Here is a 13,097-nt window from a genome sequence, read left to right as displayed (position 1 = left end):
ATAAGCCAAGCAGCTTCGCCGCCAGTCTTATGGCTTCGGCTACCCCTGCTAAGGCGCCTTCGCTCAGTTTATACACCGCATTCATTAGTTCAACATCTATAATTATAGTCAAGAAAGATTCACTCCAGGTCGCAGATTTCATCACAGCTAATGAAATACATTTTTTCACATCGACCATCCAGCGAAGGCGCGACTTCGTGGTAGCCGAAGCGATAAGACTGAAAGTGATTTTCTTTCTGGCTTATCGCGGGAGGCATCCACAAAGCGTCGAAGCGGTATTAGCAGGATTTCTAATTCATTCTTCATGTATTGAGACATTCGTTGATCACATTCGATCGATTTATGGCATTCCAGGTTGTAGGTCTCATCCCTGATAACGAAATGCGCTTTCTCACATAGAAGACCATCCAGCGAAGGAGCGACTTCGTTGGAGGCATCCACAAAGCGTCGAAGCGATATTAGTAGGAATTCTAATTCATTCAAAAATGCCACTCCGTATAATCAAAAAAGCCCAGTAATCATAACGATAACTGAGCCAATTTAACGATACCTATTCACCAACTTAATGTCATTGACAAGAAGTTGTCCGTACTCTTAAAAATACCCGTTAATTCGAGATTTATTTTCCTCGCTGATTTCACTTTTTAAGTCTTCAATACTTTCTTCACGACGTTCATTTTTCTCCTTGATCGTAGCAAGTTCTTTCCCTTCTGCAAATTCCATTGCCGCTTCTGCTGCTTCCAGATTACTGATTGTTTTCTTCAGCCTATTAACATTATCATCTGAGTCGTTCGGTTTCGGAATAATTCGAGACATTTTACTTCCTCCTTTAATTTTTAGTATCTATCAAGAGGTAGTGTTCCCCAATTTCACAATAACTATTTGTGGATTATACTCCTTGGAAATAGCGTAAATAGTTAATTGGAAATAATGGTTAATCCTAAAAAAGCCCAGTCACAAAATCTTTTGGGTATGAAGCAAAAGAAAAACACCCAATCGAATTTCCATTGGGTGTTTCTATATCTAACCTTTTTAGTATCTGTTCGCGGTGGTAATTTGTCGAATTTCATTTAATTTTTTCTTATTAAGCATCGTTAGTTTCACTTGCGGATTTTTTCAATTTCATCTGCCACGAATTGTACGTTTGTTCCTACAATAACTTGAATGCTTTGTGGACCGACAACATTTATCCCCGGTACACCAGTATCTTTGATTTTCTTTTGATCGACAACAGTCATATCTTTTACCTCTACACGTAAGCGTGATGCACAGAAGTCAATAGAATTTACGTTAGCGTCTCCGCCTAAACCATCATAAATTTTAGCCGCCATCGCAGAGAATTTATTTCCTGATGGAGCAATCGTTTCGCCACCTTGATCTTCATAATCCTCGTCGTCTCCTCTGCCTGGTGTTTTCAAGTCGAACTTTACGATTAGGAATCGGAAGAGGAAATAGTAAATAACCGCGAATACTAACCCTTGAACGATTAACATATAAGGTTGGTTAGCTAGTGGTAATTTTGAACTTAAGAAAAGGTCTACAAAACCAGCACTAAATCCAAATCCTGCCGTCCACTGAAATGTTGCAGCAATAAATAAAGATAATCCAGTTAAAGCCGCATGTACGACATAAAGAGCTGGTGCAAGGAACATAAATGCAAATTCAAGTGGTTCAGTAACTCCTGTAAAGAATGCAGCAAACCCTGCAGCTAACATTAATGATGCCGTTTGTTTTTTTCTTTTTGTCTTTGCAGTATGATACATCGCTAGACCTGCAGCGGGCAACCCGAACATCATAATCGGGAAAAACCCTGCTTGGTACATACCGGTGACTCCTTTGATTCCGCTACCATCCCAGAACTTTCCGATGTCGTCAATACCAATTGTGTCAAACCAGAATACAGCATTCAAAGCATGATGTAATCCAGTAGGGATTAACAGGCGGTTAAAGAAGCCATATAGGCCTGCGCCAACATTGCCTAACCCACTTATTCCTTCTCCAAAAGAAACCAACGCACCATAGAAAAGGGGCCAGATAAAGAACAATGCAGCTGAAGCGACTAACATAGCAACTGCGGACATGATTGGGACAAGCCGTTTACCACTAAAAAATGCTAAGAAATCTGGTAATTGAACTTGGCTGAAACGATTGTACATGATCGACGCAATAATCCCAGAAATAATCCCTATAAAAGCATTATCAATTCTTTCGAAAGCTTTGTTAACATTTTCCGAATCAATACCTTGTAGCATTGCAACACTGTCTATTGATAGCAAGCTCGTGGCGACTAAGAAAGCGACCAATCCACTAAGTGCGGCAGAACCATCTTTGGTCTTAGACATCCCTAATGCGACTCCTACAGCAAATAAGATTGGAATATGATCAATAATCGAAGATCCAGCTGTAATTAAGAAAGCTGCTACTGCATTTCCCGCACCCCATCCATCATGGTCAATCCAGTATCCAATCCCCATTAAAATTGCTGCAGCAGGTAATACGGCTACAGGTAACATTAAAGAACGGCCAAGCTTTTGCAGATATTTCATCATGGTAACTCACCCCTATTCGAAATTTTTAGATAACTAATCCGAAAAAATACACAATGATGAAGACTCATGTTGTCCTTATTTTTTTTTTAATCTTTCAATATGTAGTGCAATGTATCCCAACTCTTGTTCTGGCAATTCTACTCCGTGCATCACAACTAATTCCTTTGCAACCTTGACAGCACAACTGTACGACAGGGGGAACTTCTTTTTAATCATAACCAACATTTCCTCATCCATCGTGTGAAGACCATAATTATTCATTCTCGTTAACGTAAACCGAAGATGCGTGATAAGCCGATGGTAAGATATGTCGTCCTCTTCAACGCTGATTTTTAACTGCCGCTTAATCGTTTTAACCATATCTCTTATAATCGTAGTCTGCCTAACTGTTTGGTGCAAATCACCTCCTTGCGGTTTCATAGTATGGATATGAAGGGCGATATAGGCTGCTTCATCCACAGGCATATCAACTTGACATTTTTCTTTAATATGTTGGATTGCCCAAAGACCAATTTCAAATTCTCTTCTGTATAAGATTTTTATCTCATGTAATAGCTTATTGTTTAAATGAATACCATCTCTCACTCTTTCAATGGCAAAGGAGAGGTGATCAGTAAGGACGATATGAATATGCTCGTTTAACTTTGCACCCATGTTTGTCTCTGCATATGTAATGATTTCTTCCGAGATGGTAAAATGCTCTTCTGGAATTCGGCTTAGAAGTTGCTGTAGTTTGTCATTTTCCCTCATGACAAATATCTTTTCAATTTTGTGGATATTGACGATGTCGTTGCGTTTCTTATTAAAAGCAATCCCGGCGCCAACTGCAATTTTTTCTTGCCTGTCGTCTAGTACAACTACAGCATTATTATTGAGAATCTTTGTGATTTTCATCGGTAGCCAACTCCTTTTTTCTTTAGGCTAGTAATGCATCACTTAGCGGAAACGGTCATTATGACCGTTTCTCCCATGATGCCTTCCATTGTATGGCTACATTGAACTTCTCTTTCTTTGCTATTTGTAATCACAATGGGCGTTATAATACTTTCAGCATGTTCGCGCACATAATCCCAATCTACCTCGATGAGCGACTGCCCAAGGGACACTTTGTCGCCTGCTTTCACTAATACTGTAAAGCCTTTTCCTTGAAGTGAAACCGTTTCCAAACCAATATGTATAAGAATCTCTGTTCCATCATTTGAACGGATACCGATCGCATGCAATGAATCCGCTACTAGAACAATTTTTCCTTCTATGGGAGCGTGGATATTTCCTGTGGTTGGCATAATAGCGATTCCCTCGCCAAGCATTTTTTGACTAAAGACTGGGTCTGGAACTTGGTCAAGCGGAATGATGTCTCCGTTGACTGGTGCAAAGATTTGTAATTTACGTTTTTTAAATAAATTTGATAGCATGTCTTTGGACTCCTTTATTTTCAGTTTTTTGAAGGTCCTATACCTATTTATACTGCCCAATCATAAGTACAAAACATAAAAAGGCATGGGGTAAAAGAGAAGATTTTAAAATCTTCTCAGTTTACCACCATGCCTGATCGTATCAGTAACATGTGATCCGCTATTGAACTTCTATTCAGATAATAGCATTGAAGCTTTTGCAAAGCAATAGAAAAATGAATTTTTTTTACAATTTCGAACTTGTTTTGTTCTCTTCATGTATAGAGCACGTATAAAAGTTTAAATACGTTCATTGCGCAAATTGTATAGAGCAATTTCTTTTTAAGAAGTTTAGATTTAAATTTAATTAGGTAAATATATACATCGCTATTTATAAAAATAAAATTAAAGGAGAAGCATGATGATAAAATCAGTTAATCGTAAGTCCATAAGTGGGGTTGTTCCAGGGGTTATAATCCTAGTTCTGTTTAGTGGATGTGCAGGTGCAGATGAGGTGCCTGAGGAAAGGAATAATATTGGAACAATTGAGCAAGGTGAGGTCGATAAGAAAGAGGTACCCAATGCTGGAAATCAAAATGGTGAATCATCGAAAAATCAGAAGTTTGAGGAGACTGGCAAAGTGACGGATACGCATGTGAATTTAATCAAAGAAATGTATCGTCTAGCTAAAGAGGGAAAGGTGCCCGGGGCTGACTTCATTTCAGGTAAAGAACTGATAGATAAAGTTCATGCATCATGGGGTGAGCCCGATAAACCTGTAGGGGCAGGTGATCCTTACGAAGGCTATAGTCCAGGAGCGGGCAGAGGTGAATTTGCTTTTGGAATTGGTCGCGGGGAGGTCATATATGATATCCGTTCTTTTGGTTCGAGTATAGATTCTAGTGTAGATTTCAGCAAAATTTCTTTTAAGGTTATTAAACAAACGTTAGGCAATCCAGCCGCAATCCGTAAAAATGACAAAGACGATATACTTCTATACGAAGTTGGAGAATATGAGCTAAAGTTTGTTGGCCCACATGAAAGTCGACTGTTACATCATATTTCTGTTTATTCACCGAAAGCTGCAGCACCTATGGGCGGGTAATAACGAAGTATCAAGAATAGTATTCAGGAAGTGCATCAAGATTTGAGCAAGATACTAGATGGAGAGGGTGGCTGGAAAATTTTTTCGCTAAAACAAACTAGTTTGTAATTCAATGGATATATGGTAAGCTGTACCTAAGTTAATATACAGGGTTTGAGCTATTGAGAGACCTCAAGAAACGGTTGCCTATCGCAACTTATTTCTTGAGGTCTCTTTTCATTTATAAAATCCCATATTTTAGAAGGAGACGAGAGAAATGACAAATTTTTCAGCACTAGAACGGGAAAAAGTATTCAATGAATTAGCAACAGAGGAATTTGATGTACTCATTATCGGTGGCGGTATTACAGGCGCTGGTATCGCTTTAGATGCTACGGCACGTGGACTGAAAACGGGGCTTGTCGAGATGGAGGACTTTGCATCAGGTACGTCCAGCCGTTCAACAAAGCTTGTACACGGAGGTTTACGTTATTTAAAACAATTTCAAATCAAAGAAGTGGCGGAACTTGGGAAAGAGCGGGCAATCGTCTATGAAAATGGGCCCCATGTTACGACTCCTGAATGGATGCTCCTTCCTTTCCATAAAGGAGGAACGTTCGGGAGGTACTCGACGTCACTTGGGTTGAAAGTATATGATTTTCTTGCAGGCGTTAAGAAATCAGAAAGAAGAACCATGTTAACGAAAGAAGAAATTCTTGCGAAAGCGCCGCTTGTTAAACAAGATGGATTATTAGGCGGTGGCATTTATGTTGAATACCGTACTGATGACGCTCGTTTGACGATTGAGGTTATGAAAGCGGCTGTTGAAAAAGGGGCAACCGCAGTAAATTACGCGAAAGCAGAAACCTTCATTTACACTCAAGGGAAAATTACCGGTGTGGAAGTTCTAGATAGAGTAACAAATAAAAAAGTTGTGATTAAGGCAAAAAAAGTTGTCAATGCTGCTGGTCCTTGGGTCGATGATGTGAAAAGGATTGAAGGCAAGACAAAAGGGAAACACTTAATTTTATCGAAAGGTGTACATCTTGTATTCGATCAGAAAGATTTCCCACTGCACCAAGCAGTGTATTTTGATACCCCTGATAAACGTATGGTTTTTGCGGTACCTCGTGATGGGAAAGCTTATGTGGGAACAACGGATACCTTCTACGAAGGAGATCCAAAAGTGATGCAAATGACAGAAGAGGATCGTTCTTATATATTGAATGCAATTCATTATATGTTCCCAAGTCTTAACTTGACGGCAGAGCATGTTGAGTCGAGTTGGGCAGGGGTCAGACCGCTTATACATGAAGAGGGCAAAAGTCCTTCCGAAGTTTCAAGGAAAGATGAAATTTGGGAATCGGAGAAAGGGCTTATTACAATTGCAGGCGGGAAATTAACAGGCTATCGTAAAATGGCGGAAACAGTAGTAGATAAAATTGTTGAACAGCTTAGCCATGAAGAAATACGTCATTTTAATAACTGTGTGACGAAGAAATTGCCGATTTCAGGCGGTGATATTGGCGGTTCGGGAAATTTGAAGCGGTTTATGGTCCAAGCGATTGAAAAAGGCCAATCAGTTGGTTTTTCAGAACGACAAAGCCGTCATTTGGCAGCTCTTTATGGCACCAATGTTGATCAAGTATTTGCGATTCCCTTTGAGGCACATACGGCAATTCCTCGTATTCTCTATGTGAAATTACGGTATGCAATCGACTGCGAAATGGTCGTCAAACCAACAGATTTCTTTGTTCGTAGAACTGGAGATATGTTCTTCAATATCGATAATGTCAATGCTGGGAAAAAAGATGTGCTGGATGAAATGGCAATTATTTTCGGGTGGTCGGATGCAGAACGTCAACAATATGAAAAAGAACTGGAAGAGGAGATGACAATCGCAACTACTGTACAATAACATGCTATATTGGAGACACGAAGAACTTCTGCGAGATGAAGCATGAAAGGAGGATGTGCAAAAGATGCCTTTTCACAATCAAAAGATTTTGCCTGCAGCACGCAGTTTAAAGCAATTCGAACAATTATTAAAAAGTCCATTTGAATACATTGTTCTATTGGAAGTGCATGTTGGTAATCTTAAAACGCTTAAAACAGAAGCGGAGAAATACGGCAAAAAAGTGATTATTCATGCGGATTTGATACAAGGATTGAAAACGGATAATTTTGCTGCCGATTTTCTATGCAATGACATCAGACCAGCCGGCATTATTTCGACAAGATCGAATATGATCATGAAAGCTAAAGCCAAAGGAATTATAGCGATTCAACGAATGTTTCTCCTAGATACAATCGCTTTGGAAAAAAGTTATTCGTTGATTGACCAGACTTCGCCTGACTATATCGAAATGCTGCCAGGGGTTATTCCAGAACTCATCAATGAGGTTTTTGAAAGGACAGGCATTCCAATCATTAACGGAGGCTTGATTCGCACACAAAAACATGTCCAGGATGCATTGAATGCAGGGGCTGTCGCCGTAACAACATCAGATCATCAGTTGTGGGAGTCCTTCACCAAAGATTGAAAGTGTTGACAGCTTATTTTAAGAAGAATATACTAATGGCAAGTCAATAATAGTGGTTGAGCTTAGGAGTCCACATTTAAACCCTGCATTATGTAGGGGTTTAAATGTGGACTTTTTCATGTTCTAAATTCAACCTCAAAAAGAATAGAAATGAAGGTGGACTAAAGATGACACCCTTTTTAGGAGAGCTTGTTGGGACAATGATTTTAATTGTTTTCGGCGCTGGAGTCGTCGGTGGTGTGGTGATGAAAAAGTCAAAAGCAGAAAATTCTGGTTGGATTGTCATCACCGTCGGATGGGGACTTGCCGTAGCGATGGGCGTATACGCAGTTGGTGGGGCGAGTGGCGCACATTTGAATCCCGCGGTGACGCTTGGAATGGCTTCAATCGGTGAATTTCCTTGGGCAGACGTTCCTATGTATATGTTGGCTCAAATGATTGGTGCGATTATTGGGGCAACCATCGTTTACTTCCATTACTTGCCTCACTGGAGGGAGACGGCAGACGAAGCGGCAAAGCTATCCGTATTTGCCACAATTCCAGCAATACGTCACCCACTCTCTAATTTAACGAGTGAAATAATTGGTACGTTCGTTTTGCTTCTTGGTTTACTAGCGATAGGGGCAAATGAGTTTACGGAAGGCTTAAATCCTCTAATCGTGGGTGCGTTGATTATTGCCATCGGGGTATCACTGGGTGGAACAACAGGCTATGCCATTAACCCAGCTCGTGATTTAGGACCGCGCATTGCCCACTTCTTTTTGCCGATTCCTGGGAAAGGGAAGTCAGATTGGAGCTATGCATGGATACCAGTCGTAGGCCCTTTACTTGGCGGAACGTTTGGTGCACTGTTTTATCAACAAGTGTTTGAAGGGATAAATAGCATTGCATTTTGGGTTGTCGGCGGCATTGTGATTACAATATTGTTTGGTGCTCAGTATTCACTACGAAAAAATTTGGTGCAAGTCGCAAAATAAAGCGTCATAGAATTACTACTAAGTAAATATGTGGGGGAATAAAGGATGACTAAAAAGTACATAATGGCACTTGATCAAGGCACAACGAGTTCACGAGCAATTTTATTCGATAAAAGCGGTAAGATTTTTCATACAGCCCAACAAGAATTCACGCAATACTTTCCTCAATCTGGATGGGTCGAACATAATGCAGATGAAATCTGGAGCTCCATTTTAGCTGTTATTGCAGGTGTGTTATCAGAAAAAAATATTACAGCCGAACAAATTGAAGGAATTGGTATAACAAATCAGCGTGAAACAACAGTTGTATGGGATAAAAATACAGGGAAACCGATTTACAATGCAATTGTTTGGCAATCACGTCAAACTGCTGAAATATGCGATGAGCTGAAAGAAAGCGGTTACAACGATCTGTTTCGAGATAAAACCGGCTTACTTATCGATGCGTATTTCTCAGGCACAAAAGTAAAATGGATTTTGGATAACGTACAAGGGGCAAGAGAAAAAGCAGAACGTGGAGACCTTCTATTCGGAACAATTGATACTTGGATTGTATGGAAATTATCTGGTGGGAAAAGGCATGTTACCGACTATTCCAATGCTTCGAGAACACTTATGTACAATATTCATGAATTAAAATGGGACGAAGAATTGCTCTCTATTTTAGAAATACCTGCATCGATGCTCCCAGAAGTCCGTCCATCTTCTGAAATTTATGCGTATACGGAAAGTAGTCATTTCTTCGGCCATGCTGCTCCAATTGCTGGAATCGCTGGTGACCAACAAGCTGCATTGTTCGGGCAGGCTTGTTTTGAAAGTGGCATGGTAAAAAATACGTATGGCACTGGGTGTTTCATGTTGATGAATACTGGGGATAAAGCAGTTAAGTCCGAACATGGTTTATTAACAACCATTGCGTGGGGGATTGACGGAAAAGTACAGTATGCGCTTGAGGGCAGTATTTTCGTTGCCGGTTCTGCCATTCAATGGTTACGCGATGGGCTGCGAATGTTCCGTAACTCATCCGAAAGTGAAGAATATGCTAGACGGGTCAAGTCAACAGAAGGCGTTTATGTAGTACCAGCATTTGTCGGTCTTGGCACACCCTACTGGGATAGCGATGTCAGAGGTTCTATTTTTGGGTTGACACGCGGTACAGAGAAAGAACATCTTATTCGTGCGACATTGGAATCGCTTGCGTACCAAACGAAGGATGTGCTTGATGCAATGGAAGCAGATTCGGGGATCTCGTTAAAAACGTTACGTGTAGACGGCGGCGCGGTTGAAAATGATTTTCTCATGCAATTTCAAGCGGATTTATTGAATGTGCCTGTCGAGCGCCCTTTAATTAGTGAAACAACAGCACTCGGAGCTGCTTACTTAGCGGGTCTTGCCGTCGGTTTTTGGACGGATTGTTCAGAAATCTCGGCTCATTGGAATCTGGATCGACCTTTTGAACCGGAAATGGAACAGCAACAACGAGAAGATTTATATGAAGGATGGCAAAAGGCAGTCAGGGCAGCGATTGCTTTTAAGTAAATGTTTTTTTGAGTAAGCAATGGCAAGCGCAGCACCTTGTAACAATCGATAGAAATTAATAATAGTATACAACTAAAGAAATAGGCAGATATTATTCTATTCTGAAGGGGAAACAATCGATTATTACTAATTAGGGGTGTGCATTATGCCAGCAATAACAGGCAACGACTATATTGAACGAATTAATCAGTTAAATACAAATATATGGATAGATGGTAATCGTGTGACAGGTAATATTTCTGAGCACCCCGCATTTAAGGGGGTTATGAAAAGTCAGGCGGCGTTATACGATATTCAGTATGATGCGCTAGTAAAAGATGTTATGACTTATCAATCACCGTTAACTGGCAATCCAGTAGGTATGTCTTATTTACAACCGAAGACGAAAGAGGATTTAGCTAAAAGGCGAGCAATGGTTCAACAGTGGGCTAAATCGAACAATGGGATGATGGGAAGAAGTCCAGATTATATGAATACGGTGTTAATGGCGCTTGCTTCATCTGCCGGTTTCTTAAATGGCAAAGAAAACTGTTTTCCGAGTAATATAGTAGCGTACTATGAGTATGCACGTGAAAATGATTTGTCCATGACACATACATTTATCGATCCACAAGTAAACCGGGCACGATTCTATTTCGAAGATTCGGAAGATCCGATTGCTGCGAAAGTAATGGAGAGAAACGAAGCGGGCATTATTGTAAAGGGTGCGCGGTTGCTGGCTACACAAGGCGGAATAACGGATGAAATAGTTGTTATAACAGCGGGCGGGGTTGATGATGAAGCGAATGGATTAGCGTTTTCTATACCGAGTAATAGTAAAGGCCTACGGTTCGTGTGCAGAGAATCATTTGTTGGGGGTGACTCCACATTTAATTATCCTCTAAGTTCGCGTTATGAGGAAATGGATACGATTGTTGTTTTCGACAATGTATTGGTTCCATGGGAGCGCGTGTTTTACTATGACAACATAGGTGTTGCAAACAGTTTTATGGCTTCTAGCTCGTTTTTACCATTTACGTTGCATCAAGTTGTTTCTAGACAGATTGTAAAAACGGAATTTGTTTTAGGGGTAGTCCAGTCTATCATCGACACTATTAATATCGGGGAATACCAGCATGTTCAAGAGAAGGCCTCTGAAATTATTGTGGCATTGGAAACAATGAAAGCATTGATAATGAAATCTGAAGCTGAAGCTGAAATTGATAAATGGGGATTTATGCGACCAGATCGAACAACACTGCAAATTGCGATTAATCTATTTCCCCGGGTCTATCCAAGATTTACAGAAATCATTCAGCTGTTAGGTGCAAGTGGATTGATGTCTATCCCGACAGAAAATGCATTTCAGTCAAGTATACGAAAAGATTTAGATCAATATTTGCAGTCTAAATCCAAAAATGCAGAAGATCGCGTCAAAGTTTTCCGCTTAGCATGGGATTTAACGATGAGTTCATTTGGTACACGCGAAACGTTATATGAACGGTTTTTCTTTGGTGATCCGATTAAACTTTCCAGTCAATTGTATAAATCCTACGACAAGGAACCTTTTGTGCAGCGAGTGAAGGATATTTTAGGATGAAATCTCAAATAAAAATGATTGCCTCCTATTGAGAGACAATCATTTTTATTTTGGAGAAAAGGGCGTGGCGGTCATAATTCATCTCAAGATAAACATAACTCTCAATATATCCAAAACGCACCGTTTATTTAAAATAAGCCGTGCGTTTGTCGCATTTTTTCCATTTAAACCGTTCAGATTGACGTTTTTAATTACTTCATAAGGGAAAGATAGTAGGGAGGTCTCAATTATTTAAAGAGGTGATTCTGTTGAATCGGTTATTTGCCATACTTGTTGTCACCGGTGTCCCACTCGTGATTGCAGGAGCGATCCTAAATTGGTCGGATATCGTTATGTTCATCCTTTGCTGTATAAGCATCATCGGGCTTTCGGGATACATAGGCCGGGCGACGGAAAGTCTTGCCATCGTTAGTGGACCGAGGATTGGGGGACTGTTGAACGCAACATTCGGAAACGCCGTCGAGCTCATCATATCGATCTTCACTCTGAAGGCGGGAATGGTCGGCATCGTCTTGGCTTCGCTTACGGGCTCTGTACTTGGGAATTTGTTGCTTGTACTCGGGCTTTCCTTTTTTGCCGGAGGCATTAAATTCAAACGCCAAAGTTTCAGTCTTCATGACGCGCGCTACAATTCGGGATTGCTGATTTTCGCTGTCATCGTGGCATTTGTCATCCCAGAGATTTTCTCTATGTCGATGGATGCACAAACGACATTCAACTTAAGTATTGGCATCGCGGTAGTACTGATCGTCCTTTATCTTGCTGGGCTGTTCTTCAAGCTTGTTACACATCGCGGCGTATTTGCCTCTTCCGATAAGGCCGTGGAGGAAAAGGAAACACCAGAATGGACGAAGCGCAAGTCGATTCTCGTCCTACTCTTAGCGACGATTACAGTTGCTTTCGTATCAGAGCAACTGGTTCATACATTTGAAATGCTTGGCGAAAAATTCGGGTGGACAGAGTTATTCATCGGTGTCATTATCGTCGCGATTGTCGGAAATGCGGCGGAGCACGTATCCGCTATTACGATGGCGGTGAAGGATAAGATGGATGTAGCCGTGGAGATAGCAGTTGGTTCTACGTTGCAGGTCGCCATGTTCGTTGCGCCAATCCTCGTCCTTATTTCGCTCATAATGCCGCAATCGATGGCACTTGTTTTCACTGTGCCAGAGTTGGTTGCAATGGTATCCGCAACATTCCTTGTCATCAATTTATGCAATGACGGCGAATCGAATTGGTTTGAGGGTCTCATTCTATTTGCCGCTTATCTGATTATGGGTATCGGTTTTTACCTCCTCTAATGTCCATTGTTAGTTGAAAACGTTTAATGTATAAAAGTATACAATTAACCGGATTCTTCCCCGAGAACCCAACTTCATAAATAAGTGCTTTATGGGCATACTTTGAATACTATTTCAAAGTGGGAGGAATT

The 13,097-nt window shown here is 40.7% G+C and carries 12 protein-coding genes; 7 read left to right on the top strand and 5 right to left on the bottom strand.

The window, feature by feature from the left end:
• Positions 1-165: 165 nt before the first annotated feature.
• From MKZ11_RS20640 to MKZ11_RS20620, 5 genes are all read right to left on the bottom strand, one after another.
• Positions 166-483 carry a hypothetical protein gene (locus tag MKZ11_RS20640; RefSeq protein ID WP_340796230.1) on the bottom strand — a complete coding sequence of 106 codons (318 nt, stop codon included), beginning with the start codon at positions 481-483 and terminating at the stop codon, positions 166-168.
• A 111-nt stretch (positions 484-594) separates the two neighbouring features.
• Positions 595-816 carry a small, acid-soluble spore protein tlp gene (locus tag MKZ11_RS20635; RefSeq protein ID WP_340796229.1) on the bottom strand — a complete coding sequence of 74 codons (222 nt, stop codon included), beginning with the start codon at positions 814-816 and terminating at the stop codon, positions 595-597.
• 284 nt (positions 817-1,100) lie between these two features.
• Complete coding sequence (gene nagE, locus MKZ11_RS20630; protein WP_340796228.1) at positions 1,101-2,549, bottom strand: N-acetylglucosamine-specific PTS transporter subunit IIBC; 1,449 nt, start codon at positions 2,547-2,549, stop codon at positions 1,101-1,103.
• A gap of 75 nt (positions 2,550-2,624) precedes the next feature.
• On the bottom strand, positions 2,625-3,443 hold the full coding sequence (locus MKZ11_RS20625; RefSeq protein WP_340796227.1) for a PRD domain-containing protein: 819 nt from the start codon (positions 3,441-3,443) through the stop codon (positions 2,625-2,627).
• A 38-nt stretch (positions 3,444-3,481) separates the two neighbouring features.
• On the bottom strand, positions 3,482-3,964 hold the full coding sequence (locus tag MKZ11_RS20620; RefSeq protein WP_340796226.1) for a PTS sugar transporter subunit IIA: 483 nt from the start codon (positions 3,962-3,964) through the stop codon (positions 3,482-3,484).
• Positions 3,965-4,364: 400 nt separating this feature from the next.
• On the opposite strand from MKZ11_RS20620, the gene MKZ11_RS20615 reads away from it, so the two are divergent.
• The 7 genes from MKZ11_RS20615 (at position 4,365) to cax (ending at position 12,966) form a co-directional block, all read left to right on the top strand.
• On the top strand, positions 4,365-5,048 hold the full coding sequence (locus MKZ11_RS20615) for a YjgB family protein (protein WP_340796225.1): 684 nt from the start codon (positions 4,365-4,367) through the stop codon (positions 5,046-5,048).
• Between the two features lie 256 nt (positions 5,049-5,304).
• Positions 5,305-6,945, top strand: coding sequence for a glycerol-3-phosphate dehydrogenase/oxidase (locus MKZ11_RS20610; RefSeq protein WP_340796224.1), 1,641 nt, complete (start codon positions 5,305-5,307; stop codon positions 6,943-6,945).
• Positions 6,946-7,009: 64 nt separating this feature from the next.
• The gene (locus MKZ11_RS20605; RefSeq protein WP_340796223.1) at positions 7,010-7,570 is read left to right on the top strand and encodes a glycerol-3-phosphate responsive antiterminator; all 561 of its coding nucleotides are present in this window, start codon (positions 7,010-7,012) and stop codon (positions 7,568-7,570) included.
• A 167-nt stretch (positions 7,571-7,737) separates the two neighbouring features.
• Entirely contained in the window at positions 7,738-8,547 is an 810-nt protein-coding gene (locus tag MKZ11_RS20600) for an MIP/aquaporin family protein (protein ID WP_340796222.1), read from the top strand.
• Positions 8,548-8,592: 45 nt separating this feature from the next.
• Entirely contained in the window at positions 8,593-10,086 is a 1,494-nt protein-coding gene (gene glpK / locus MKZ11_RS20595) for a glycerol kinase GlpK (RefSeq protein WP_340796221.1), read from the top strand.
• A 145-nt stretch (positions 10,087-10,231) separates the two neighbouring features.
• Complete coding sequence (gene hpaB / locus MKZ11_RS20590) at positions 10,232-11,665, top strand: 4-hydroxyphenylacetate 3-monooxygenase, oxygenase component (protein ID WP_340796220.1); 1,434 nt, start codon at positions 10,232-10,234, stop codon at positions 11,663-11,665.
• 248 nt (positions 11,666-11,913) lie between these two features.
• Positions 11,914-12,966: a calcium/proton exchanger gene (cax, locus tag MKZ11_RS20585; RefSeq protein ID WP_340796219.1), complete on the top strand. Its 1,053-nt coding sequence runs from the start codon at positions 11,914-11,916 to the stop codon at positions 12,964-12,966.
• Positions 12,967-13,097 lie beyond the last annotated feature (131 nt).

Source organism: Sporosarcina sp. FSL K6-1508, from assembly GCF_038007465.1.
GTDB classification, from domain to species: Bacteria; Bacillota; Bacilli; order Bacillales_A; family Planococcaceae; genus Sporosarcina; species Sporosarcina psychrophila_B.
Note: the sequence above shows the minus strand (reverse complement) of the source record. Positions and strands in the feature narration are given on the sequence as shown.

Excerpts from the sequence above, each read along its gene's own strand:
- MKZ11_RS20635 (WP_340796229.1), bottom strand. The coding sequence starts at position 816 with ATGTCTCGAATTATTCCGAAACCGAACGACTCAGATGATAATGTTAAT.
- nagE (WP_340796228.1), bottom strand. The coding sequence starts at position 2,549 with ATGATGAAATATCTGCAAAAGCTTGGCCGTTCTTTAATGTTACCTGTA.
- MKZ11_RS20625 (WP_340796227.1), bottom strand. The coding sequence starts at position 3,443 with ATGAAAATCACAAAGATTCTCAATAATAATGCTGTAGTTGTACTAGAC.
- MKZ11_RS20620 (WP_340796226.1), bottom strand. The coding sequence starts at position 3,964 with ATGCTATCAAATTTATTTAAAAAACGTAAATTACAAATCTTTGCACCA.
- MKZ11_RS20615 (WP_340796225.1), top strand. The coding sequence starts at position 4,365 with ATGATAAAATCAGTTAATCGTAAGTCCATAAGTGGGGTTGTTCCAGGG.
- MKZ11_RS20610 (WP_340796224.1), top strand. The coding sequence starts at position 5,305 with ATGACAAATTTTTCAGCACTAGAACGGGAAAAAGTATTCAATGAATTA.
- MKZ11_RS20605 (WP_340796223.1), top strand. The coding sequence starts at position 7,010 with ATGCCTTTTCACAATCAAAAGATTTTGCCTGCAGCACGCAGTTTAAAG.
- MKZ11_RS20600 (WP_340796222.1), top strand. The coding sequence starts at position 7,738 with ATGACACCCTTTTTAGGAGAGCTTGTTGGGACAATGATTTTAATTGTT.
- glpK (WP_340796221.1), top strand. The coding sequence starts at position 8,593 with ATGACTAAAAAGTACATAATGGCACTTGATCAAGGCACAACGAGTTCA.
- hpaB (WP_340796220.1), top strand. The coding sequence starts at position 10,232 with ATGCCAGCAATAACAGGCAACGACTATATTGAACGAATTAATCAGTTA.